The organism is Rhodococcus sp. WAY2, from assembly GCF_009859915.1.
In the GTDB taxonomy this organism is placed as follows: Bacteria; Actinomycetota; Actinomycetes; order Mycobacteriales; family Mycobacteriaceae; genus Rhodococcus_F; species Rhodococcus_F oxybenzonivorans.
Genome location: NZ_CP046574.1, coordinates 293,077 through 317,302 on the forward strand (window position 1 = coordinate 293,077; position 24,226 = coordinate 317,302).

The 24,226-nt window shown below is 64.6% G+C and carries 14 protein-coding genes and 5 pseudogenes; 11 read left to right on the plus strand and 8 right to left on the minus strand.

Translation table 11 applies throughout. The features are described from left to right. The first annotated feature begins 227 nt into the window (after positions 1-227). From GFS60_RS36015 to GFS60_RS39690, 4 genes and pseudogenes are all read left to right on the plus strand, one after another. The gene (locus tag GFS60_RS36015; RefSeq protein WP_159929507.1) at positions 228-1,256 is read left to right on the plus strand and encodes a tyrosine-type recombinase/integrase; all 1,029 of its coding nucleotides are present in this window, start codon (positions 228-230) and stop codon (positions 1,254-1,256) included. Next, positions 1,256-1,591 carry a helix-turn-helix domain-containing protein gene (locus tag GFS60_RS36020; RefSeq protein ID WP_201453713.1) on the plus strand — a complete coding sequence of 112 codons (336 nt, stop codon included), beginning with the start codon at positions 1,256-1,258 and terminating at the stop codon, positions 1,589-1,591. Before GFS60_RS36015 ends, GFS60_RS36020 begins: the two co-directional genes overlap by 1 nt. Then, positions 1,588-3,990, plus strand: a complete 2,403-nt coding sequence (locus tag GFS60_RS36025) for a hypothetical protein (protein ID WP_159929311.1) — start codon at positions 1,588-1,590, stop codon at positions 3,988-3,990. Before GFS60_RS36020 ends, GFS60_RS36025 begins: the two co-directional genes overlap by 4 nt. Before the next feature lie 40 nt (positions 3,991-4,030). Beyond that, positions 4,031-4,228: pseudogene (locus GFS60_RS39690) on the plus strand (IS3 family transposase); the annotation flags it as partial. A gap of 31 nt (positions 4,229-4,259) precedes the next feature. On the opposite strand, the pseudogene GFS60_RS36030 reads toward GFS60_RS39690, so the two are convergent. Beyond that, positions 4,260-5,591, minus strand: a pseudogene (locus GFS60_RS36030) (tyrosine-type recombinase/integrase); the annotation flags it as partial. Next, positions 5,588-6,367: pseudogene (locus GFS60_RS36035) on the minus strand (tyrosine-type recombinase/integrase); the annotation flags it as partial. The pseudogenes GFS60_RS36030 and GFS60_RS36035, both read right to left, overlap by 4 nt. A 163-nt stretch (positions 6,368-6,530) precedes the next feature. Between GFS60_RS36035 and GFS60_RS36040 the strand changes: the two are divergent. The 5 genes and pseudogenes from GFS60_RS36040 to GFS60_RS36060 all read left to right on the plus strand — a co-directional run. After that, a pseudogene (locus tag GFS60_RS36040) lies at positions 6,531-6,617 on the plus strand (ATP-binding cassette domain-containing protein); the annotation flags it as partial. A gap of 937 nt (positions 6,618-7,554) precedes the next feature. Beyond that, on the plus strand, positions 7,555-8,808 hold the full coding sequence (locus GFS60_RS36045; RefSeq protein WP_159929313.1) for an iron-containing alcohol dehydrogenase: 1,254 nt from the start codon (positions 7,555-7,557) through the stop codon (positions 8,806-8,808). 435 nt (positions 8,809-9,243) lie between these two features. Then, complete coding sequence (locus GFS60_RS36050) at positions 9,244-9,939, plus strand: MadR family response regulator transcription factor (RefSeq protein ID WP_159929315.1); 696 nt, start codon at positions 9,244-9,246, stop codon at positions 9,937-9,939. 102 nt (positions 9,940-10,041) lie between these two features. Further along, positions 10,042-11,535 (plus strand): PepSY-associated TM helix domain-containing protein, encoded by a 1,494-nt coding sequence (locus GFS60_RS36055; RefSeq protein WP_159929509.1) that lies wholly within the window; start codon positions 10,042-10,044, stop codon positions 11,533-11,535. Positions 11,536-11,914: 379 nt separating this feature from the next. Further along, positions 11,915-13,327 carry an IS30 family transposase gene (locus GFS60_RS36060; RefSeq protein WP_442972234.1) on the plus strand — a complete coding sequence of 471 codons (1,413 nt, stop codon included), beginning with the start codon at positions 11,915-11,917 and terminating at the stop codon, positions 13,325-13,327. A gap of 84 nt (positions 13,328-13,411) precedes the next feature. On the opposite strand, the pseudogene GFS60_RS36065 reads toward GFS60_RS36060, so the two are convergent. Both GFS60_RS36065 and GFS60_RS36070 read right to left on the minus strand, forming a co-directional pair. Further along, positions 13,412-14,464 (minus strand): annotated as a pseudogene (locus GFS60_RS36065) (transposase); the annotation flags it as partial. A 14-nt stretch (positions 14,465-14,478) separates the two neighbouring features. Beyond that, on the minus strand, positions 14,479-15,489 hold the full coding sequence (locus GFS60_RS36070; protein ID WP_159929317.1) for a GlxA family transcriptional regulator: 1,011 nt from the start codon (positions 15,487-15,489) through the stop codon (positions 14,479-14,481). Between the two features lie 104 nt (positions 15,490-15,593). On the opposite strand from GFS60_RS36070, the gene GFS60_RS36075 reads away from it, so the two are divergent. Both GFS60_RS36075 and ltrA read left to right on the plus strand, forming a co-directional pair. Next, entirely contained in the window at positions 15,594-15,893 is a 300-nt protein-coding gene (locus GFS60_RS36075; RefSeq protein ID WP_159929319.1) for a putative quinol monooxygenase, read from the plus strand. 659 nt (positions 15,894-16,552) lie between these two features. Beyond that, positions 16,553-17,923, plus strand: a complete 1,371-nt coding sequence (gene ltrA, locus GFS60_RS36080; RefSeq protein ID WP_236603705.1) for a group II intron reverse transcriptase/maturase — start codon at positions 16,553-16,555, stop codon at positions 17,921-17,923. A gap of 1,464 nt (positions 17,924-19,387) precedes the next feature. Here the strand turns inward: ltrA and GFS60_RS36085 are convergent. The 4 genes from GFS60_RS36085 to GFS60_RS36100 form a co-directional block, all read right to left on the minus strand. Further along, the gene (locus tag GFS60_RS36085; RefSeq protein WP_159929321.1) at positions 19,388-19,927 is read right to left on the minus strand and encodes a carboxymuconolactone decarboxylase family protein; all 540 of its coding nucleotides are present in this window, start codon (positions 19,925-19,927) and stop codon (positions 19,388-19,390) included. A 3-nt stretch (positions 19,928-19,930) separates the two neighbouring features. Next, positions 19,931-20,518: a peroxiredoxin gene (locus GFS60_RS36090; RefSeq protein WP_109330702.1), complete on the minus strand. Its 588-nt coding sequence runs from the start codon at positions 20,516-20,518 to the stop codon at positions 19,931-19,933. A gap of 1,288 nt (positions 20,519-21,806) precedes the next feature. Then, positions 21,807-23,342, minus strand: coding sequence for an AMP-binding protein (locus GFS60_RS36095; RefSeq protein ID WP_054248916.1), 1,536 nt, complete (start codon positions 23,340-23,342; stop codon positions 21,807-21,809). Positions 23,343-23,907: 565 nt separating this feature from the next. After that, positions 23,908-24,189: a hypothetical protein gene (locus tag GFS60_RS36100; RefSeq protein WP_159929323.1), complete on the minus strand. Its 282-nt coding sequence runs from the start codon at positions 24,187-24,189 to the stop codon at positions 23,908-23,910. Positions 24,190-24,226 lie beyond the last annotated feature (37 nt).

Consider the following 24,226-nt stretch of genomic DNA (forward strand, 5'->3'; position numbering starts at 1 on the left):
ACGGGCGAAAATCTGCTGGTGGCCTGATGGGGAGCAGCGTGAGATTACCGCAGCGGTGACGAGAGAACGCCTGTTGGCCAGCAAGTTTGCCTCAATGATCCCGCCTGATGCATGATTCTCGCACTGTTCGGTGGCGTAAGGAGTGTGGGTTGCGGCAGGTCGACCTCGCCGGGGCGGCTCATCTGGAGCTGGTGTCCGGGGTGGCGCAGTTGCGCCCGCAGGATGCGATGGCGGAAGCGATGTTTCGCGGTTGGCGCGCCCAGCAGGCTGCCCGCGGGCTGCGAGAGGAAACGATCACGGCCCGGGAGAAGCTGGTCCGGCGGTTCATGGAGTTCGTCAACGACTATCCGTGGCAGTGGACCCCGACGCACATCGATGAATGGTCGCTCTGGCTGACCAGCGAAAAGCACCTGGCGCCGTCGACCATCCGGGGCTACCAGTGCGGCTTGCGGTTGTTCAGCGAGTACCTGGTCGACGGCCGATATGGGTGGGCTGTCGCGTGTGAGGAAGCGTTCGGCACCCATCCGGTGGCGATCTGTCACGAGTGGAACACGATCGCCCATCTCAACGACTACGAGGGCCGACCGGAGGCGCGCCCGTTCAGCCGGGAGGAGATGCAACGATTCCTCGACTATGCCGACGATCAGGTCGAGCGCGCGGTGCGCGCGAAACGCAAAGGGGCCCTTGCCGCTTATCGCGATGCGACGATCTTCAAGGTCATATACGGATGGGGCCTACGCCGCTCCGAAGCGGCCAAACTGGATCTGGTGGACTTCGGTCGCAACCCGGCGGCGCCGCAGTTCGGCCGTTACGGCACACTCAACGTCCGCTACGGGAAGGCGAAACGCGGCCAGCCGCCGCGGCGGCGGAATGTGCTGTCGGTGATGGATTGGGCGGTGGAAGCCGTGGTCGACTACGTCGAGCACGTCCGGCCCCGGTTCGGCTGCCCCGATCATCCGGCGCTCTGGGTCACCGAGCGCGGCGGGCGGATCAAGCCCGCGGAGATCAACGCCCGCTTCGTCGCCTACCGGGATGCGCTCAAGCTCCCGAAAGCGCTGGTCGTGCACAGCGCCCGGCACTCCTACGTCACCCACCTCACCGAGGATGGCGCCGACCGTCGATTCATCCAATCGCAAGTCGGGCACGAAAGCGACAGTTCCACGGCCATCTATACCCACGTCAGCACCGACTACATGAACACCATGCTGCAGAAGGCGCTGGCGCCCGTACTGGCCCCGGCAGGAAAGGATCGATGATGCCCGCCAAACTCGATTACCACTGGCACCTGCGCAACGTCATGGCCGACCGCGGCATGTTCCAAACCACCGACCTGATCGAACCGCTGGACAAACGCGGCATCACCTTGTCCTCGAGCCAGGTCTATCGGCTCGTGGTCGAACGGCCCGAACGGATGAGCCTGAAAATCTTGATGGCGCTACTGGACATCCTCGACTGCACCATGGACGACCTGATCGAACCGGCCGTTGCCGCCGACGCCACCACGCGCGGCAAGAGGGCTGTCGGCGCCGAGGCCGGCATCGGGAACCTACGCCCCCGGCGGGCGCGGATCCGCGGCGCCGAACCGTCGTGACCGCAGCGGACCACGGTCGCGCGATCTCAGACCCCGTCGGGTTCGTCACGGACCTGGTGCTGGCGGTCGATGGTCGACTGACAGCGGACCAGGTCCGGGCCGTCGTCACCGGAGTCGCCGGCGGGCGGGCGAAGTCGCGGCGGCTCGCGGCCTTTCTCGCCGAGCGCTCGGTGACCTTGACCGACGGTCGTTCCCCGGCGCCCCGGGCAATCGGGGATCTGCTGATCGCTCTGCGGGAGGCGGGCGCGGAGGTTTCCCCGCCGGTCTGCGCCGGCTGCAGCAAACCGATGCGGACCCTGCAGCGGCGCGGTCAGGACTGGTACTGCGGATCCTGCGGCATCCGGCCACTGACCTGCGCGGCCTGCGACCGACAGCGTCACGTCACGACCCGGGACCGCGCCGGACAGCCCCGCTGCGCCCAATGCCCCGACCGCGACGACCGCGACCCAATCGGCGTCATACACAGCGTGATCACCCGGCTCGACCCGGACGTCGACCGAGACCTCATCGCCACCGCCGTCGGCAAGCTCGCCTCCCGGCCCTCCCATCAGCGCAGGATCGGCTGGGCACTGGAAGCTCAACCCGAACTATTAACCGGCGCTGGCCATCTCGCTCCAGTCCGGGCCATCGTTCCGTTGATCGAGGCCCTTCACGCCGCAGACGTCGCCGGGATCGTCCGACCGGCATGCCCTCGCTGCCACCGGGTCGTTCGGATCGACAAACCCCTCGACGGACAACGCGTCTGCCGCACCTGCATCGCCCACAGCCGTGTCGAAGAATGCACGCGCTGCGGCGCGAACCGCGAGCCCGCGACACGAGACGAACAAGGCAGGCCGCTCTGCCCGAACTGCCTGGTCACTGACCCTGACAACCTCGAAATCTGCCTCAATTGCGGGCGCCGCCGGCCAGTCAGCACCCGCACGCCGGACGGCCCTATCTGCGTCAGCTGCCCGCCCCTCCCGACCGCTGCGTGTTCGATCTGCGGCGAAGAAAAGCTCTGCGGCACATCCCGAACCACCGGACGACCGTGGTGTCCTGCCTGCCAGAGACGCACGGCACGGTGTTGTTCCTGCGGCCGGACCGCGGCCATCGTCTCCGGCACCCTGGACCAGCCACGCTGCGAGGACTGCACCACCCTCCCCATCTGGCATGACTGCCCGACCTGCAGCGACCCCACCCACCCGCATCCTGGGCAATGCGGCCGCTGCCTCATCAACCAGGGCCTCAACGGAATCCTGGGCCCGCCTTCGGCGTCTCTGCATCCCGGGCTGCAAGCGCTGCGGAACAACATCGCGACCGCCGAGCACCCGATCACCGCGATGCGATGGCTGAGGAAGAAGTCCGTTGCGCCCGTACTGGCCGACCTCGCCGCCGGTCGACGGGCGCTGACTCACGAAGCGCTGGACGAATTGCCCGACAGCAAAGCTCTCGCTCACCTGCGGCAGGTCCTCGTCGGTGTCGGCGCCCTGTCCGAACGTGACGAGCACATGATCCGCGCTGAGCAGCTGGTCGGCCGCGTGGTGGCCGCCCAGTCGGATCCCGAACAGCGAAGCGTGCTGCACCGCTACACCACCTGGCAGCTCGTCCGCCGATTGCGGCAACGCAACAACGGCGCCCTCACCACGATCCAGCAGTTCAACTCGGTCCGGCAACGCATCTACGGAGCCGTCGCCTTCCTCGGCTGGCTGACCGATCACCAGCTCGCCCTCGGCACCTGTCAACAAGCCGACCTCGACCAATGGCTCACCGACAACACCGCGGTCAACCGCGGCTCCGCCGGGCACTTCATACGCTGGGCCCACAAGAACAAGCTGATCAGCGTCCGCATCCCCGCCCGCCGCTGGATGGGCCCCACCCGGCCGCTCGATGACCAACACCGATGGGACATCGCGCGGCGGCTGCTGCACGACGACACCGTCAAGGCCGAAGACCGGCTCGCGGGCCTGCTCGTACTTCTCTACGCCCAAACCCCGGCAGCAATCTCGCGGCTGACCATCGTCGACCTCGAGACCGGCAATGGCGCCGTCAAGCTGCACCTGGGCTCCTCACCCATCCATCTTCCCCATCCCGTCGACGAGCTTGCACAAGCGGTCGCCGCAAAACGCAAGGGCCACGCGACAATCGGTGCGCTGACACCATCGCTCTGGCTGTTCCCGGGCGGTCAGCCCGGCCGACCCATCAGCACCGGCCAACTCGTCGAACGGCTGAACAAGCTCGGCATCCGGCCCGGCGCCGACCGCAGCACCGCCCTGTTCCAGCTCGCCACCGAGATCCCCGCAGCGATCCTGGCCCGCACCCTCGGCATCCACACCGACGTCGCCGTCGCATGGCAGCGACTGTCCGCCGGAGACTGGACCAACTACGCCGCCGAAATCAGCCGACGATCATCGAGAGCATGAGGAATTCGGACAGTTCGAATATCCGACGTCACCGTTAGCCGAGTGCATCGCCGACGACTCCCCGTTCCGCATCGGGCCGCTACGCACCGTCAGCGACGTCGAGGAGGCCACCTCGGCGTGGGTGCACTGGTACAACACCGACCGGCTGATGCACCGCCTTGGGCGGATCCCGCCTACCGAGTACGAGGCCAGGTACTACGCTGCACAACGTGCCGATCAACCGGTCGCACACAAATAACAGTGTGTGCATCGGACCCGGGATGGTTCAAATCGGTCAAGGCTCCGGTGCGCGGATGCGGCAGCGGTCGGCAGACACCGCGTTGGGTGCTCCACTCGTCCAACACCGCGACGGTGGCCGCCGACAGCGGCACCATGCGCTCGGCCGCGAGTTTGCCCAGCGGGGCCTTCAGCCAGGTCCCGGCCGGGCCGTAGTCGACGACCCTGCCGAGCTCGAGATCGAGTAGTTCCCCGACCCGCAACCCCGCCCCGCGGAGCACCGTCAACCCGATGCGGGCGAACGGATCCTCCAACCCGGCAACAGCGTTCATCACCACGCCGTCGACGTCGGGTGCCAGTGCGCGGGGCAGGGGTTGGTCGAGCTTGGGGACGTCGGCGGCGAAGACCAGCCGACGCGGCGGCGCCTGCTCCCAGCCCCATTCGGTGAGATCGTCGAACAGGTTACGCAGGCTCAGCACCGTCGATTGGATCACGGCCCTCGAGATGGTGCGTCCGGCGCCGGCGGCGGCGCGTTGTCCACGCCAGCTGCGGGTGCGGTTCCAGACGAGGAAGCCTTCAATGTGACTGCGATCGACGCGGTCGAGGGAGGCGATTTCGGGGTGGTGTGTGGTGAGGTAGTCCGCGAACGGCAGCAGGTCGTTGATCAGTGATTCGACGGATTTCGGGCGAAGCACGGCGGCTCGGACGGTGACGTAGCGCAGCAATGTCTCGCGAATCGCGTCGGCCATCGGAACGTCGGCGAACCGTTGGGCGTAGCTGCGGGCCCAGACGCGGCGCCGTGGTGGAATATCGACGATGCGGGCCTCGAACAGCACCTGCCGCAGACCCGCGATCCGATTGCGGTAGGCCCGGCGTGACGACGGCGGAATAGCCTGTGTTGCAGCCAATGCGGCGTCGAAATCGTTGACGGTGTCGTTGGTGATGCCGCTGACGAGTCCGCCATGCCAGGCGAGCAGCACCGCCAGGCACTCGCCGAGGACGGTCTCGACCCACGACGGTGCCCAGCCCAAGGCCAGTCCGGCGGTCCGGGCCGCGGCGAACCCGTCCGGGTCGCGGGCCTCGATGGCACTCCCGAGTCCGGTGAGGTTCTTGACCGCGGCGAACTCGAGGTCCAGTCGCAGCTCGTCTCGACCGATGAGGTGACACAACAGCGGCCACGCCCCGGTGCTGCGGAGTTCGGTGAGCCGGTCCGAGGCCGGCTGGTCCATCCATTCCCGCAGATCCGGATGCGCGACCAGGAAGGCGGTCGCGATGCGGGTGCGGCCGCGGACGGCTCGTCCGCCCAGGCCGAGGGTGGCGACGTGGTCGAGGTAGTCGGCCAGCGCCGAATCCGGGTCGACCACGGTCGGCCACGCGGTGGTCATCGCCGTGCCCCGGCGAGACTGGCCCGGGCGGCGCCGTATTCGGCGGCGAGCTGCTCGATGGACAGGTGCACGTATCCGGCGGTGGTCTCCGGGGAGACGTGTCCCATCAACTCCCGTAGCACCATCAGATCGATTCCTGCGGAGGCGAGTTCGGTGCCGTAGGTGTGTCGAAGCCGGTGCGGACGCACCCGATCGGCGCCGGACAGGTCCCGGTGCCGCCGGAACAACGACCGCAACCCGGCCTCGGTCACCGGCGCGCCCACGGTGGGCCCGCGCAGCACCACGAAGCACTCCGGTGTGACCAATCCGGGTGGCCGCTCGAGGCGCGGATAGGCCGATAGTTCGGTGAAGAACACCGCATCGACCGGCACCACACGCTCCTTCGAACCCTTGCCGAGCACCCGCAGCCGGCGTCGACCGAAATCCGCGTCCGCCAACCGAAGTGATCGCACCTCGGCGCTGCGCAGACCGCCGAGCAGCATCGCCCACACCATCGCCCGATCCCGATGGGTGCGCAGCGACGAGACGAACACGTCCACCGCGTCGGCGTCGAGGCATTCGGGCAGCAACCGCGGCTGCCGAACCAGTCGGCCTCCAGTCCGGGGCCGGCCGGGCCCGAGATGCCCGAGTAAACCCCGCCCCGACGGCCGGAGTCCTTGCCCGCGCCGGGGTGAGGGCACCGGATTGTCGGCGCGCACCCCGGTCATCACCAGGTACTCGAACAACGCCCGCACCGCCGCGACCCGCCGGTTGATCGTCGACGCCGCCGCCGCACGCTGCCGGCCGTTCCTCGTCGGCGCCGGTGAGCAGCAGGGCGCGCAGCCGGTTGATCTGGGCGGTGCGGGCAACGGTCATGTCGTGCCGGGCACCGAGCAGAATACGAATGGCTTCACGGTCATCCTCACTGCGTGGCAGCGCCTTTCGATCTTCTGTCATGCGCAGATTTTCACCGGAGTGGATCTCGCGATCGACCGGGGCTCCCGCGTGGTGGTCCTGGGGCTCAACGGTGCCGGTAAGACCACGTTGTTCTGCAGCGCGGCGAGTCTCGCGTCGCTCGGGTCGGACTTGCCGCGGCGCCGTGTCTGCCGCAGGGGGCACTCGACCTCGACGATCGTCAGTCCGGCATCGGTCAACACGCGAGCCAGGCCGATTCCGTAGCTGCGGGTGCCTTCGAGTCCGACCACGACGCGGGGGCCGGGGCGTGCTCAGCGATCCACGCGAGGGCGTCGGAGAAGCCGGATGCGTTGTTGGGGTGGTCAATGTCGCGATCGTCGCGCCGTTCGGTGCGGTCATCTCCAGTGCGTGTGTGTCGCGGTGTGTGTCGCCGCCGATGACGGCATCAACGGTTTCTGCCACCATTGTCATGGGCCTTCGCGCTCCTTCGGGTGCAAGGGTCAGGGTGGCACCGGCCCGGGTGGAACCACCCAGCGGCATATCTGTGACGGGTCACGTGCTCTTCGGCACGGACAGGTTTCTGATCAGGCCAGCAGGCGGAGCGGGCCGGTGCTGATGCCCGGAACGACGGGTCCTTCGCACGGCACACCCGGGGTGGCCAAATCACGCGTGAGTCAATCCAGGCATCGGCACCGATCCTGACAGCGATTCCTCTTGCGAAACCGCTACGACACACACTCACAAATCACGCGGTGACCGTCTCTCTCGTCCGGTTACGACATGCCGGTCATCGGTACGAGATCCGGTTCGTACACCATCATCGTGGACGTAACTCGGGTGGGATTCGGGGAGACATCGCAAATCCCTTCGGCCGGGAGCTACCTGCCCTCGCTCGCTTAACTGTCTGATCGGATAGGTTAGTGACTATCCGTCTGTCCGTTTGTCTGCAGTTCTGCTCGCGGTAGCGTCAAGCTTGGCAATCCATCCTGCATCCGCAATGCCTAGCAGGGGGCGAGCGCACATGATCGGTGTGAGGTGATCTACTTTGCCGGCGAACCTTCATCAAGCGATGGACGCTGCTGCCTTCTCGGATACTGAATCGTCCGTACCCGACCCGGATGACTCGAGTAGGAAGGCGCAGAGGGGTGAAGCAATCAGCCGTGTCATCCCCGGGCAGCGGCTACTGAAGTTTCAGGCACCGGAGATCGTGTTCGGCGAAGACGCGCTAGTCGAAGCGGCGAACGCCGCCCAACGGTCAGGTGCTCAGCGGCCAATGCTTGTTTCCGACGCCGGGTTGGCCGACGCCGGTTGGTTCGCTGAGCTGCTCGTCCACCTGTCCCGAGCAGGTTTGTCAGCACAAATCTGGTGTGGGGTGACACCAAATCCGAAGGACCATGAGATTCACGAGGGCTATCGGGCCTACGCCCATCACGGGTGCGACGTCCTGATCGCGCTCGGGGGAGGCTCGGTCATCGATGCTGCGAAAGGGATCGCAATCCTCGCAGCCAACGGTGGAAACATTCTGGAATATGAGGGAATAGACAAGGCGCGGAACTCCATTCCGCCCCTCGTCGTGATTCCCTCTACGTCAGGTTCGGGCGCCGATGTCTCGCAGTTCTGCATCGTGACCGATACAGCACGTAAGACAAAGATCACGATTCTTGGGCGTAACCTAGTGCCGGATACAACGATCATCGATCCCCGATTGCTGGTTACTATGCCTGATTGGCTGAACGCCGCAACGGGATTGGAAGCAATGGCGAACGGTATCGAGGCCTTTGTATCTCTAGGGCACAATCCACTCACCGACCATCACGCTCTGCGCGCGGTGTCGTTGGTGGCCCGCAATCTCATCCACACGCTCGAGGAACCCAAGTTCCTGCCCGGTCGTGCGTTAATGGCTCAGGCAAGTCTGGAGGCCGGACTTTCATTCACGAACGCGATCCTTGGCGCTACGCAGGCAATGAGTCACCCGGTGGGGGGCCTGCTCGATGCTCCCTACGGCGTCATCGCCGGTGTGGTGCTTCCCCATGTGATTCGTTTCAACGCGGAGACCGACCCACGGCCGTATGTTGCGATCGCGAGTTGTTTGGGACTGCCCGAGTGTATGGGGCGTCCCAGCGAAGCCGCGGCGGCTGTTGCCGCGTTCGTAGAGAGACTGGCGAGGCAAGTTGGATTGCCGAGTGGCCTTCAGGCACTGGGCGTGCGCGAGGAAGACATCCCTGGGTTGGCTTCGTTCGCAGTAAAGGCACCGTCCATGATGACAAACCCGCGGTCGGCAGATGAGCGAGAAATGCAGACCCTGTTTAGGACGGCGTTATGACCGCATGTCACCCCGGGGAAGTATTCGGGCGAACCTCTGAATTGCGATCAGCTTCCTTTGCTGTGGGCTGGGAAGAATCGTGAAAGATCCCGGTGCCCGAGGGGCGGCGGAGCGATTGGAACGGGTCGCGCGCTCTCGCGACGTGCTCTCGTCGGCATTGATTCGGGCCCTGTCGGGCGCCCCCGGAGCGGTGAGTCCACGCGGTCGCCTAGGCTCCATGTCTCCGCATCGACGCCGAGTGAACTTTAGTTCTCGTAGCACTAGCGAAGCACGCGTGGCGATGGGTCCGATCCATACGTCTGATCCTCGCCACCCACCGCCGCGCCGATACCTGCGAATCGCGGGCATACACATCGTCACGATCCCTCGTTTACGTACGCCTTTCGACTCCTCGCAAATGGTCCGTCGAATCAAGCTACGGGGAAGAGTCTTATGATGTCCGATCTCTCGGACACGCATGCTGATGTGGACCGGTGCCCTGTCCGCTCTGAGGACCTCGTTGTCCGTCTCGTGCTGGTAGATGATCATGCTATTTTGCGTCAGGGTCTACGGTCGATACTGGAGCTCGAACCGGATCTGAAGGTAGTCGGCGAGGCGGCGTCCGAGTCGGAAGCACTAGCTGTCGTGAGAGCGGTAGAACCCGATTTGGTGGTGTTGGATCTTAATCTCTCCGCAGGTTCGGAATACGAAGGACTCTCGTTGTGCGCCAAGTTGTCGGCCGAGTATGAGGAGATTGGATTGCTCGTGTTGACCACATACCTCGACGACGAACTGGTCGTTCGCACTATTCACGCGGGAGCTCGGGGATACGTGGTCAAAGACGTCGACACCACTGAACTGATTCGAGCCATCCGGGCGGTCCACGCCGGTGACAGCGCATTCGATCCGCGGAGCGCGGCCGCGGCGGTTCGCTCGATGACCGGCCACTCCGCGGCCCTCGACTTGCTCACCCAACGAGAGTACGAGGTGTTGTGCCTAATGGCGGCAGGATTGACTAATGTCAAAATTGGTGAGCAGCTATATATTTCGACGACTACGGCTAAGTACCACGTCAGCAACATCATGCGTAAGCTCGGTGCGACCGGCCGGGCCGAGGCGGTCTACAACGCTAGCAAGAACGGCCTGATCTAAGCCCGATCTACCGACCCCGTTCAAAGGGCGTCGTTTTGTTTGCGGGTTTGCTCATCCGCCTGCGGTCAGCTTTTGAATGCCCCACAGAATCGAGATATGTCCATGTCCATTCCAGAGCTTGAACGCGACACCGCCTTCGCTGAGACCGTGTCGTCCGCGGCCGCGAAGGATTCCCCGCCGCCGCGCGCTTTCCGGCCGCTGATCATGCGGCTGCATTTCTACGCCGGGATCCTGGTGGCCCCATTCCTGCTGATCGCCACCATCAGCGGCGGCCTCTACGCCATAGCCCCGACGATCGAGCAGTTCGTCTATTCCGACTACCTGCATGTCGATTCCACCGGCCCCGCGGTGCCGGTCGCCGAGCAGATCCGCGCCGCCCAACAGGAACGCCCCGATCTCATCGTGGCTGCGGTCCGCCCCGCCACCGACCCTGGCGAGACTAGCCGGGTGCTCTTCACCGACCCCAGCCTCGGCGAATCCGAACGCCTCGCCGTGTTCGTCGACCCGGCCACCGCCCACTCGGTCGGTGAGCTGGTCGTCTACGGCAGCAGCGGGGCGCTGCCGATGCGCACCTGGATCGACCAACTGCACCGCAACCTGCACCTGGGTGAACCCGGCCGCGTCTACAGCGAGCTCACCGCCTCTTGGCTGTGGGTGATCGCGCTCGGCGGCGTCTACCTGTGGGCGGCGCGGTACCGCACCATGCGGGCTCGCGGTACCACCACAGCCAGGTTGTGGACCCTCGACCGGGTGTCCCGCGGCCGTAACCGCACCCTGAGCTGGCACGGTGTGGCCGGGATCTGGATCGCCGCCGGACTGGTGTTCCTGTCCGCCACCGGTCTCACCTGGTCGACCTACGCCGGCCAGCACGTGAGCGACTTGCGGTCCTCACTGAGTTGGACGACACCGACGATCACCAAAGCCCTCGGCAACACACCAGACAGTGCGCCGGCAGGAGACCACGGCGGGCACGGTATGACGCATGCGGCCGAACCCGCCGCGAACATCACTGCCGCGAATGTCGGGCGCATCGACTCCGTCCTCGCCCTGGCCCGGGAGAACGGCGTCACCGGCAAGGTCGAAGCGAGCATCCCGTCGACAACGGACACCGCGCTCACGGTCGCGCAGACCCGCCAACCCTGGGTGATGGCCAACAACTCCATCGCCATCGACGGCGCCACAGGCACGGTCACCGACATCCTGTGGTTCGCCGATTGGCCGCTGGCAGCGAAATTGTCCGCCTGGGGAATCCAGGCACACATGGGCATTCTGTTCGGCCTCGCCAATCAGCTGGCACTGGTCGCGCTGGCGTGCGCACTGGTGTCGGTGATCGTCCGCGGATACATCCTGTGGTGGCGGCGCCGTCCGACTCGAAATACCATGCGACCGGTGGGGCGGCCCCCGATGCGGGGCGCCTGGCGGCGCGTCCATCCGGCCGCGATCGTAGCCGTGGTTGCTGGGGCCGTCGTGGTCGGCTGGTTCGTTCCGCTGCTCGGTCTGAGCCTGCTCGCGTTCCTGCTTGTCGACGGCGTACTCGGCACTCTTCAGACGCCCATCTTTTCGAGTGCCGTGAGCAGCTTGCGCCGCTTAAAGTAGATTCGATCACGCGAGGAGTCGACTTCCATACGGGACTGCCGGGAAGACATCCACGCCTCGACGGTGGAATTGCCGTAACCATCTCGGAGATGTCGACGGAGAGCCCAGGATTGTCCACCCCCCAGGCTCCCATCCCGGAACCCCCCTTTGGACTGAAGATTCAAGGCGCCACGGCCGTGTACCAGCCGCCATCACTTCGACTTGAAATGCGACTTCACAGCCTCCAACACATCATGCGGCGGTGCTTCGACGCTTCCTGCCGCTCCGCCAGACTGCTCCGCCAAAGCTGAGCAATCAGCGCTGCAATAGTCGGCGGGCTCAACCGGTCGATGCAACACCTCGATGACGGAGGTGTGCGATGGGATACAGCAACAAGCAGATGTCTCAGGCGCCGGTGGGTGCCAGGCGGCAGTGGGCGGCGGACAGGGCATTGCGACCTCCGATGCGTTTACCGGGCCGGCCGGAGCCCTCTCGTGCGGTGCAGCGGGACTTCTGGCGGCGGATCGCATCGGGAGTGACGACGGTCGAGGCCGCGGAGGCCGTCGGCGTGTCATGGCCGGTCGGGTGCCGTTGGTTCCGTCACGCTGGCGGCATGCCACCGATCAGCCTGGACGAGCCCACGGGCCGCTACCTGTCGTTCGCCGAGCGTGAGGAGATCGCGCTGTTGCGCGCCCAGGATGTTGGGGTCCGCGAGATCGCCCGCAGGATCGGACGCGCCCCGGGGACGATCTCACGCGAACTGCGCCGCAACGCGGCGACCCGGGGCGGCAAGCTGGTCTACCGGGCACTGGTGGCGCAGTGGAAAGCGCAACAGGCCGCGAAGCGGCCGAAGACGGCGAAGCTCGTGGGCAACGACAGGTTGCGTAAGTACGTGCAGGAGCGGCTCTCCGGCAGCGTCCGCCGACCCGACGGCACGATCGTCCGTGGGCCGCAGACGCCCGCGTGGAAGGGGCTCAACAAGCCGCATCGACAGGACAGGCGATGGGCGACGGCGTGGAGCCCGGAACAGATCTCGCACCGGCTCAGGATCGACTTCCCCGATGATGAGTCCATGCGCATCAGCCACGAGGCGATCTACCAATCGTTGTTCATCGAGGGCCGTGGCGCGCTCAAACGGGAGCTGGTCGCGTGCCTGCGCACCGGGCGGGCGCTGCGGGTTCCCCGAGCGCGGTCGCAGAACAAGCCGCAAGGGCATGTCACCGAGGACGTCGTGATCAGCGAACGCCCCGCCGAAGCCGCCGATCGCGCCGTCCCGGGGCCCTGGGAAGGCGACTTGATCATCGGGACCGGCCGGTCCGCGATTGGCACGCTCGTCGAGCGCAGCAGCCGATCCACGATCCTCCTGCACCTGCCTCGGCTGGACGGCTGGGGCGACAAGCCACCCGTGAAGAACGGTCCTTCCCTCGGCGGCTATGGCGCCGTCGCGATGAACGCCGCGCTGACGACATCGATGACCACGCTCCCCGAGCAGCTCCGCAAGACCCTCACCTGGGACCGCGGGAAGGAACTCTCCGGTCATACCCAGTTCGCTCTCGATACCGGCACGAGAGTGTTCTTCGCCGACCCGCACTCGCCCTGGCAACGACCGACGAACGAGAACACGAACGGCCTTTTGCGCCAGTACTTCCCGAAGGGCACCGATCTGGCCAGGTGGTCCGCCGAGGACCTCCAAGCCGTCGCCGTGGCGATCAACAACCGGCCCCGCAAGATCCACGACTGGCGAACCCCGGCCGAGGTCTTCGCCGAGCAGCTACGCTCACTGCAACAGCCAGGTGTTGCGACGACCGATTGAATCCGCCGTCACAACCACGATCACAACGAAGACTTCCGAGGATGTCCCGAGTTCCGTGGAACTTCGGTGGAGGCCCGGTGAGCATCAGGCTGCATTCACGTCTTCATTGTGCACGATGGGGTCCGACAGATTCGGCGAACTCACGCTCGAGCGCGGCGCGCAGTGTCGGCAGGTGCAGGTGGCCGTTGACGCGAAGGAAATACTTGCCGGCTTCGATCATTCCGGCTGCGCACCACCCAGCGCAGCGCCATCTGCCGGTCCCGCCATCGCTTGACGTTGGCGGCGTGCTCGCGGCAGACGGAGATCATCGACCATGGCGCTTGTCGACGCAGCGTCCGGGCGAGGATGGGCGGCACACCCAGTCGCAGCACGGTGAGCCTCTCGTCGAGACCCTCGCGCAGGCTTGCCGCCGCCCCGGGATGGGTACGATCGAGCACTTTGGGCCAGGGCCCGCAGAGCGGACTCGGCCTCGAGCGTCGACGCGGCGTGGTAGGCGTCGGTCATTCTGCAGCCCACACTGCTCCGGAGCCGTTTCCGGATCCTTCACGTTCCGAATCTTGTGCAGTTGGCAGCGTGGGATGACCGGACGATCGAGCACGTCGAGGACCGCCTTGCGCAGGGCCTTGGATCCATCGAGGCCGACCAGCATCGGGCGGGTGACGTCCAGGCCGCGATCGCGCAGGTCCACCAGCAGGGCGGTGACCAGCGTGGCGTTCTCGGTCGAGCCCTCCACCAGCGCCAACGGGTGCTTGCCCGTTGAGGTCGATGCCGAGGGCGACGGCACAGCAGGACTCGGCGACGTGGACCCCGTCGATCATCAACGCGACCAGGTCGAGCCCGGACAGATCCTTCGACAGCAGCGGCCAGTGCGGTCTCGGTCATCGCCACGAACTACCGCGAGACCGAGATCTACTTGTCGCCGAGGATGTTTCAGTCACCCGTTCACCCGCGCGGTGAAGTTGTTCGTCGTGGACGGTCATGCCCTGCGGCTGCTTTCATAGGTTCAGCGCCTTGTCCGTCTCCCCCGCTCGATGCAGGTGGACGATGTGGAATGCCATCTCGCACACGAACGGCTGGTTTCGATTCACGATGCTCCTCTCCGTTCGTCACCATCGATCGTCCCGCCCAAGTCCGTCCGGCGCCAGTGCGAACTATCGGCCGGTCCGCGCTCCCCGTCCGCTCCGCGAGTGTTCGGGCCCGAATGATGCGTTTCCACGGCGGATCTCGGTTGTGCTCGTGTGACGCCGACGGCGAATCAACGCGCGCAGTGTGGCCGAGTTCTGGTAGCCCACAGCGGACGCGATCGTGTCGACGCTCTGCTGCGTCGTGCGTAGGAGGAATGTCGCCTGGTCGAGTCGGATCTCCTGAACGAACTCCACCGGCGACATGCCCAGCACTGCGGCGGTGGTGCGTTGCAGCGTTCGTTCACTCACCCCGATCGCGTGTGCGACCGCGTTGATCGGCAACGGTTCGGCGAGGTGATTGCGAATCCACCGTTCGAAGGCGGTCATCGTCTTATTGGCGGTGGCGAGCAGGGACGGCACCGCGAATATTGCCTGCGAGGGCCGGTCGCCGATCAGGAGGTACCGCGCGACAAGATCTGCCAGCGCCGGGCTGTGCTGCTGGACGATCGCCAGCGCGAGATCGATGTGCGCGAACGCCGCCCCGGCCGTCGTCACCCGGTCGTCGTGGATGAGGGTGCGCCGTTCGTCGAGGTCGACGCGGGCATAGCGGGCGCGGAACGCCGGCCCGAGCCACCAGCTGGTCGTCGCGGTCAATCCGTCGAGCACCCCGGCCTCGGCGGGGAAGAACGTGCCGCTGCACGCCGCGGCGAGGGCGGCGCCGGAACTGCGAACCTCCGCGACCCAGTCGAGGGCGGGATGCCCGCGTACCACGTCGACGATCCGATCCGGCGTCTTCACCCCGACGGCCGGCATGACGAGGACGTCGGGCGGCTCGGTGATCTCCGTCAGCGGGGTGGTGGCCAGCACGAGTCCGTGACCGGTGCGGACCGACGGTCCGACAGCGATGGGAATGACGGTGAACACCTGGTCGCCCGCGTCCGCGTTCTCGCGCAGGGCATCGGCCGTCGCCAGGACGTCGAGTATGACGCTCAGACCCGAATCGAACATGCCGTCCACGGCGAGCACCGCGACTCTCATGACGGAAACGGTAACAAAGGTGGCGCTTCCGCCGCCCCGCGTGCCGCTCGACGCCCATAGCGTCAGGGTTGAACGAAGTCGTAGAGCGACGAGGAGGACACATCATGACGATCGTCGACAGAGGAATCCTGGCACTGCTCGAGGCAAAGCCGGGCAAGGGCGGAGAACTGGCCGCGTTCCTGGAGCAGGGGCGTGCCCTGGCGGCGGAAGAACAAGGCACCGTCACCTGGTACGCGTTCAAAGTCAGCGACACGACGTACGGCATCTTCGACACGTTCGAGAACGAGGAAGGCAGGCAGGCGCACCTGACCGGAGCCATCCCCCAGGCACTGGGCAAGGTCGGCCCCGAACTACTCGCCAAGGACCCCGACATTCGTCCCGTCGACGTCATCGCCGTCAAGTAAGGCCGATTCCCCGCTCCGCTGAGGTCGAATCACCCGCAGCGGCTCTCGAACTTCGCCGAACGCAACTTCTACGAGACCCGGGAGTATGCCCAGCGACCAGAGAGGGGTTGCGTCATGACGTGATCTGACTCGGTCTGAAGCTCGTCGTCGCCAGCCGGTGGAAGTCCGGTCCGGGTAGCCGCCAGGGGGCCCGGTAGCAGACTGCCGGCGTCGGGGGAAACGCCCGGCGTCGAAGTGCAGTGTCACAAGCCCGTCAAGGGGAAGCGACTGAACGGTCCGCAGCATCAAGCGAAGTCTGCCGCGCCGTGAACGTGCCCGCCAACAGCGGGATCAGGGAGAGCCGAGCCCCGTCCTTCAGGGTGAAGGCCATGGAAGCGGTGAAGAGCCTGGACAGCAGCCGCGACGAACTCCTCGGCGTAGAGGACGTGGAACGTTCAGAAGGTGACGACGGGAACTGGGGAGGCCGTCCCCGGCCCGGCGACTGCGGAAGTGCGCCGGAGCGTGGTGTCCTATAACCGGTGGCGAGCCGGGAAGGGGTCGACCAGCCGGGACGGCGTCGGAGGCGGCCATAGTACCGATCGAGCCGGACGGACAACATAACCGCCGGTGATGGGAAGGGCCGCTGCTTCGTCCACGCGCATGATGACAAGGAGTGGCCGGTGAGTGCCGTTATGGCTAGTCCCACCCCAGGTGTCGGGAGTCCCGGCGCGGTCCGTGCCCTGCAGCATGCGCTGTACCGGGCGGCCAAGGCCGATCCCGGGCGACGATTCCACGCGCTGTATGACAAGGTCCACCGCAGGGACGTATTGCAGCGGGCGTGGGGCCAGGTGCGCCGCAATGACGGCGCTCCGGGCATCGACCAGATCACGTTGGCCGAGGTCGAGGAGTACGGGGTTGCCCGGCTGCTCGATGAGCTGGAAGCGGAACTACAGGCGGGGACCTTTCGCCCGTTGCCGTCCCGGCGGGTGTTCATCCCGAAGCCGGGCACCGACGAACGGAGGCCGTTGTCGATTCCTGTTGTCCGCGACCGGGTTGTGCAGGCCGCGGTGAAGATCGTGCTCGAACCGGTCTTCGAAGCGGATTTCTTGCCGTGTTCGTTCGGGTTTCGCCCGAAACGCGCGGCGCACGACGGTTTGCAGGTACTCCTGGACGAGTCGTTCCGGGGTGCTCGCTGGGTGGTCGAGACGGACGTGGCTGATTGTTTCGGCGCAATTCCGCACTCGGGGTTGATGTCCGCTGTCGAGGAACGCATCAGTGACCGGCGTGTCCTGGCGTTGTTGCGCGCTTTCCTGCGCGCGGGAGTGCTGGAACACGGCTCGGTCCGGCGGCCGGTGACGGGCACCGCGCAGGGTGGGGTGATCAGTCCCCTCATGTGCAATGTGTACCTGCACCGGCTGGACCGGGCATGGCGTCCCGCATACGGGACGCTGTCCCGTTACGCGGACGATGCGCTGGTGATGTGCCGGTCGAAGGGGCAGCCGGTGGCCGCCTTGGCGCGGTTGACCGCTCTGCTGGCCGACCTCGGTCTGCAACCGAAGGCGGCCAAGACCCGGATCGTGCAGCTGACGGTCGGGGGTGAGGGAGTGGACTTCCTCGGCTTCCATCATCGGCTGGTTCGGTCTCGGGCCGTCCACGGTACCGGTGACGTCGTCTACCTGGCTCGATGGCCCTCACGCAAGGCAATGCAGCATGCCCGAGACCGTATCCGGTTCATGACGATGCGGGCGCGGCTGGCTGCTCCGGTCGAGCAGGTCGTGCAGGAGATCAATCTCTTCCTGCGCGGCTGGGCGGGCTACTTCCGATACGGGAATTCCGCCCACGCCTTCGACAAGATCAGACGCTACGCGTTGATGCGACTGGCCCTGTTCATCGGGAAACGGCATCAACGCGGCCGCGGCTGGGGTTTCGTCCAGGTCTACCGATCACCGGACGAGCTCGGTCTGATCTCCCTCAATGGAATCGTCGTCGCACCCAGGGCACATAAGCCCTGGCGGGAGAAACCGAACACCGCCGGTGAAGGGCGTCGGTGAGCCGTGTGCGGGAGAACCGCACGCACGGTTCGACGGGCGGGAGCTGGAAACGGAGCACCCTGGCCACGGACACGGAGAAGAACACCCCGGAGGGAAACCCCCTGGGCACCAACGGCTCCGCGACCTACCGCCAGTACGTGCCACCGCGCCAGTTCCCGACCCAACCAACCTCAAGACTTCCATCGCCGTCTCCTCGCGCTGTTCTGTGGGCATCTCAGGACACAAATCGCGCAGCCTCGAACGGAAGCGTCCCGATTTGACAGTTGAATGACCCCTACGTATGTCGGGTCCGCCGCGACAGCGGAGACGACGCAAAGATGAAGCAAGAGAGAGGCATGCAGTGTTAGGTCTTGACCGTGCTACCATACTAGACCCCGGGTGAGTGATCGACGTTTGTCTCTCAAGGGTACTCGCGCAGCGGCGAAGACGATCTGCACCCGTGTCGCGGTGGCGGCGTGCCACTGGCCGTCGCTTGTTATAGGTGATCCTCGTTGTCGAGAAGCTCTCGAGAGGCAAACGATCCAGATCTGGCCAGGGATAGTATCGGATCGAGCTGTCATCCAGCCCATGAGCCCATGCAGTGACGGGCCCATTCCGGCTTGTTCGTTCCCGCAGGGATCGTGATCGGCAAACGTACCCCCAAGCCGCCAACCGGGATCTTGCCTCATACCAAAGGTGGCTCCTAGACGGCCTGAGTCCCCGTCGGTGCCGTCGGTGGCAGTGGAGCACGAGAGGTCTGCGAAGCCGAAAGCTGTTGTGCCCTCCTCGCTACCCAAACGAGCGAGCCGAAGGAATGGTGATGACGCAGGTAGCCAACGAATCCGAAAGCCAAGTGATGATCGCCATCGACCGCACAAGGCGACATGTACCGCAGCGCCGATCGCGCAGCCCGCATTTAGAGGCACTTTCGTAAAGGGGTGCGACGCCCCAATCAGGTGCTCAGGCTGTCGATCTACTCGGCGAAGGTGCGCGCTGGTCGCACGTGGTGGAACTGCACAGGAAGCGGCGCACACGCAGTACAGACGAATCGGGAGATTACCGACGGCGGCGTCGACCAACGTGCGTTCGTACCGGCTGTGGACTCGACCGAGGAATCATCACAGGCCGGCAACGCACGACACCGACGCCGGTGCGGCACGGATGCGTACCCCTCCCCCCAGGACGTCGATGGAACAATCGTGCACCCTTCACGTGCGAGAGCAAGACATCCCAATTCACAACAGCTTCGGGAACACCAGCACGATCATCTCTTACGCTCTCCCGCCTCACCGGGGCGACACGCGGAGACGACGATCCGTCAGCGAAAGTGGGTCAGAACCCACCGACCTTGGCATAAGCGTTCGCGAACGAACCGAAAATACTTCAGGTAGGCAAACGGTCCATCTCGGGTGTGTTCCGCAGGTCCCGGCGAAAGGGGGAGCCGATGTCGTCCGCTCCACACGGGCAGCTGTTATGCGGTAGGGGTCAGACTGCAACAACGTCAAGTGTGCGGCCGGTCTCGACGGCCTGGGCGACACCCGCGACGATCGAACCGGCGCGGATCGCTTCGAAGATCACCTCACGGTCGACGCCTTCCTGCCGGAGGGTGTTCTCGTGGGCTTCGAGGCAGTGGTTGCAGCCGTTGATCGCGGAGACCGCGAGCGACCACAGCTCGAAATCGGCCTTGTCGACACCCGGGTTGCCGATGATGTTCATCCGCAGGCCCGCACGGAGATCGTCGTACTTACCGTCAAGGTAGCCCTTGGTGCGGTAGAAGACGTTGTTCATGCCCATGATCGACGCGGCACCCAGAGCTGCGTTGTAGGCCTCGGCCGACAGCGAGTCGGCCGCCTCTTCGGCGATCTCCTTCAAGGTGGTCGCCGACTTGGTGGCAGCTGCGGTGGCGAGGAGGGTGCCCCACAGCTGCTGCTCGTTCAGCACGGTACTGCGCCCGATGGAACTCAGATTGAGCTTGAGGTCTTTGGCGTATTCGGGGAGTGAGTTCTTCAGATGCTCGACAGTCATGACTCAGACGCTCGCAGTCAGCAGTTCGCCGGCGTCGATCGTCGGATCGCCCTTCTTCCAGTTGCAGGCGCACAGCTCGTCGGACTGCAGGGCGTCGAGGACACGAAGGACCTCGTCGACGTTGCGGCCCACGGAACCGGCGGTGACGGAGACGAACTGGACCTCGTTGTTGGGGTCGACGATGAAGGTGGCGCGGTCGGCGACACCGTCGGCGTTGAGAACGCCGGTGGCCTCGACCAGTTCACGCTTGAGGTCCGAAAGGATCGGGAAGGGAAGGGTCTTCAGGTCCTCGTGCTGGGCACGCCACTGGAAGTGGACGAACTCGTTGTCGACGGACGCACCGAGCACCTGCGCGTCGCGGTCGGCGAACTCGTCGTTCAGCTTGCCGAATGCGGCGATCTCGGTGGGGCACACGAACGTGAAGTCCTTGGGCCAGAAGAAGACGATCCGCCACTTGCCGGCGTGATCGTCGCTGGTGATCGTGGTGAAGTAGTCGTCGGGCTGCTGGGCATCGACCTTGGAGAGGTCACCGCCGATGACGGCTTTCAGGTTGTACGCGGGAAACTGATCGCCGATGGTGAGCAGAGCCATTGCGGTCGTCCTCCTGTGTTGGGTTGTTCGCAGACACCACACGTGATTCGAACCGGAGTGTGCGAAAAAATGATCCCCATGGAACGTGAAACCTGATCGGCAATAAGCAATCAGCGCATCTCGAACTGGCGAGGCGTCCGGCCGACGAGAACTTCGTAGACCTGTGCTTGATCGATTGAGTGGTGGCGCTCAGACCGGTCAAATGCGCTGGTCACGCGCCAGCATATCCAGAGTGTCGGAATCTCAGGTTTGCCATTTTGCCATAGTCGAGCTAAATCAAATATCAGATCTCGCGGAGATTCGCGCGAAGTTAGAGATCAGGGACAGGGATGATTGATGAATGGTCGTCGAGCATGTTCCGAATACGGCAAGCTGTCTCAGTGATTTCTCCCGCAAGCAGGTTGCCTATGTCGGCGCGGTTCGCTGCAAAGGATTGACTCCATGCGCCCCACCAGGTCCCGAGGCCTGGGGTGGGTTCCCGCACGCTGACTTCCCATTTAGTGTCCCACAGTGGTTGGGACGGCCGCTTCTTGAGTTTGATGACAAGGTCTGCATGGGAATAGCTGACATGGAGAGTGTCGTCAACGGATCGGATTTCAGGTTCCCCGGGAAGACTCTGTGACTCGACGAGCGAGGCGAGGTCAACTGAGCTAGCGGGTTTCGCTGACCGCGACATTGTCTATCCTTCTCCACATTGCGACCGACAGATGAACTCGTGTTTCCTGCGGGGCGCTCACAGGAGTGCCTCCGCCGCGCTGATTAACTGTATCTCAGCTGTTGTGACCACGATACGTAGATTGCTCGCGGAGCGGACTGGCGTTCCGGGTAGTTCTCAACCTGCCCAATCGGACAATCTGGTCAACAAGTTGGCTGATGTCGGGCTACATCATTCCAAACTCTAGGCGCGCCGGCGTCCCTACCGCCATCGTGCTTCTCGCGGCGGCCAAGTAGAGCGCGCCGCGACGTCAACCCAGGTTCCGATCTCGCGGCTTGCCCGTCGGGGTGAAGCGTCCGATAGACCTACGGCTCAGCGGGTGGGGCGGGTCTGACGATGCCCCGAGCACGCTGGGTCTTTCGCATGTCCCGCAAAGGTGATTGGACACCGTAAGTCCCTCGCGGCACCTGCCATCACCAAGGCGGACACGTTTTCGGCCTGGACTTCAGCTGTGCGCCAGATCCTCGATTCGATGATGCACCTCGCCAAGCATCGCTTGTACCTTCGGATGTCTGTCAACCAAAGGCCATCGCCGGCGGGGTTAGCAGTCGGGGCGAGCCGAGCGGGTCAGGCTCAATTCACTTGTCGATCGCCGGTCCAGAATTGTTTACGGAGCTTGAATTTTTGTATCTTCCCGGTGGCGGTATGAGGGATTTCCGCGCGGAAGAACACCTGTTTAGGAATCTTGTATCCGGCGAGCTTTGTGCGTGCGTAGGCGATCAGTTCGGATTCGGTCACCGTTTCGCCATCACGCAGGACTACCACGGCCGTGACGGATTCACCCCACCTGTCGTCGGGTACGGCGAAGACCGCGGCATCTGCCACCGCGGGATGAGTGAAAAGTACGTCTTCGACCTCAATGGAGCTGACGTTTTCTCCGCCGGTGATGATGACGTCCTTCTTTCGATCGGTGATCGTCAGATATCCGTCCGTCCCAATGGTTCCGCCGTCACCGGTATGGAACCATCCTTCTCTGAGCGCAGTGGCCGTCGCTTCCGGCTGATTCCAGTAGCTGGCCATTACAGTGTTCGACGCCGCCAGGACTTCTCCGGTGTCGTCGAGTGTGAGCGCGGTTCCCAACGAAGGTGCGCCGGCGCGGGCGAGCTTTTTAGCGCGCTCGATCGCGGGCAAGTCGTCGTATTCGGCGCGCGAACGATTCACCGCAAGTAGCGGTGTGGTTTCGGTGAGACCGTAGATCTGGTTGAACTGCCACCCCAGTTCGTCCTCGATCCGCGCGATGGTTTGCGACGGCGGTGGTGCTCCGGCACAGACCAGACGCACCCGGCCATGGCCCGGAATCCGTCCTTCCCATTCTTGGGCGGCGTCGAGCACCATGTTCCACACCGTCGGAGCGCCGCACATCAGGGTGACTCCATGTTCCTCGACACGGCGCAGTATCTCGGTGCCGTCGACCTTACGCAGAACGATCTGCTTGACCCCCATGGCCGTGGCGGTGTATGGCATTCCCCACCCGTTGCAATGAAACATCGGCAACACGTGCATCAGCACATCACGGTCGCTGACCTGCAGGTGCAATCCGAAGGTGACTGAATTGATCCAAATGTTGCGGTGGGTGATACAGACGCCCTTGGGTTTGGCAGTCGTGCCGCTCGTGTAGTTCAGCGTCGCGGTGGCGTTCTCGTTCGGCCCCTGCCATCGACGTGGCTCGACGCCGAACCGTAGCAAGGCATCGTCGGACTCATTCCCGAGGACGAATCTATGGCAAGCCTGGACCTTCGAGAGTGCGTGGTCCAGTTCGGGGTCGATCAGCAGGACGTCTGGTGCGCAGTCGTCGACGATGTACGACACTTCCTCGGGTTGCAACCGAAAGTTGACCGGAACCAGGATTCGTCCGGAGGAGGGAATCGCCTGCAGCATCTCGAGCAGCCGTGCGGAATTGTGGCTGACGACTGCGACCCGTGCGCCTTCGGGAACATCCATACTGTCAAGGCCGGCCTGAATTGCCCTGACTCGGCGCGCCAATTCCCTGTAGGTCAGTTCCTTGAGGGAGGCAGCCGGCTGCACTGGCTCGTCCACCACCCCGACCCGGTCGCCGTAGACGGCTTCAGCCCGGTCGATGAAGTCATTGGTAGTCAACGGAACACGCATCGTTGATACGTTCCCTTCCTCGGTACTGTCTGCGCCGACCCCCCCGCGGGGTCCGCGCAGACATCGTGTAGCGCGCCCGAAGGTGCGGATCCTAGGTGCCTAAGCTTGTTGTGTTGGGATGTGGAGTCGTCTGTTCGACGAGGACCGGCGTGTTGATCTCCCTGGAGCATATCTGATCACGAGTGCAATGCGGTGCAGGATGATCGCGAAAGTGGGCCCAGTGTCGGCTCGTCGAATCATCATGAGGGTAGTTCTTCTTGCTGCCAGCTAGACCGCTTCGCGACCGCGCAGGGTGCATCCTTATTCGCCTCCAGAGACGACAACGTGATGGTGCCGCGTTCGACGTCCGCGATAAACTGCCACATTTCGTCGTGCAAGCTGACAGTTCCCAGCCCGATTTCCGCGTCCGGACCCGATGGGGACGAGTTCCGTAGGACAGCAAAGGCGATGGCCGACATGGGTATCAGCACCGCGAGTATGAGGGCAGCGAGGCTGATTAGGACGCCGAAGGAGGATGCATTTTCGGCAGCTGGTGCCACGACCGTGGCGAGGTGGTCCGCAGGATTCACAATTCCTCCGTTGGTGCGTGTCGACCGGTATTGCCGTGCGCCGTTCCTATACGTAGTGGCTTGTCTTGATTCGCTGGGTATTCCGGAATCCGACTGTCATCATGTGGTTCGTGAGGAACCTCGGCAACTGGGTCAGGGGTCGCCTCTCGGCGTGTTCGCCGTGTTGCGATGAGCAGCACGGCAAGCGGGAAGAGCAGGGCGAACAGCAATCCGCCCCCCATCAGAGCCATTTCATCGCCGGTCATTTGCCCGCCGTGGGCGAGGTAGGTCACATCCATCAGCGAGACTCCTTCTTGACTGTTGCAACTCACCTGC

Excerpts from the sequence above, each read along its gene's own strand:
- GFS60_RS36100 (WP_159929323.1), bottom strand. The coding sequence starts at position 24,189 with ATGGATGTGACCTACCTCGCCCACGGCGGGCAAATGACCGGCGATGAA.
- GFS60_RS36090 (WP_109330702.1), bottom strand. The coding sequence starts at position 20,518 with ATGGCTCTGCTCACCATCGGCGATCAGTTTCCCGCGTACAACCTGAAA.
- GFS60_RS36045 (WP_159929313.1), top strand. The coding sequence starts at position 7,555 with ATGGACGCTGCTGCCTTCTCGGATACTGAATCGTCCGTACCCGACCCG.
- GFS60_RS36075 (WP_159929319.1), top strand. The coding sequence starts at position 15,594 with ATGACGATCGTCGACAGAGGAATCCTGGCACTGCTCGAGGCAAAGCCG.
- GFS60_RS36095 (WP_054248916.1), bottom strand. The coding sequence starts at position 23,342 with ATGCGTGTTCCGTTGACTACCAATGACTTCATCGACCGGGCTGAAGCC.
- GFS60_RS36020 (WP_201453713.1), top strand. The coding sequence starts at position 1,256 with ATGCCCGCCAAACTCGATTACCACTGGCACCTGCGCAACGTCATGGCC.
- GFS60_RS36070 (WP_159929317.1), bottom strand. The coding sequence starts at position 15,489 with ATGAGAGTCGCGGTGCTCGCCGTGGACGGCATGTTCGATTCGGGTCTG.
- GFS60_RS36085 (WP_159929321.1), bottom strand. The coding sequence starts at position 19,927 with ATGACTGTCGAGCATCTGAAGAACTCACTCCCCGAATACGCCAAAGAC.
- GFS60_RS36055 (WP_159929509.1), top strand. The coding sequence starts at position 10,042 with ATGTCCATTCCAGAGCTTGAACGCGACACCGCCTTCGCTGAGACCGTG.
- GFS60_RS36015 (WP_159929507.1), top strand. The coding sequence starts at position 228 with ATGGCGGAAGCGATGTTTCGCGGTTGGCGCGCCCAGCAGGCTGCCCGC.
- GFS60_RS36050 (WP_159929315.1), top strand. The coding sequence starts at position 9,244 with ATGTCCGATCTCTCGGACACGCATGCTGATGTGGACCGGTGCCCTGTC.
- GFS60_RS36060 (WP_442972234.1), top strand. The coding sequence starts at position 11,915 with ATGTCTCAGGCGCCGGTGGGTGCCAGGCGGCAGTGGGCGGCGGACAGG.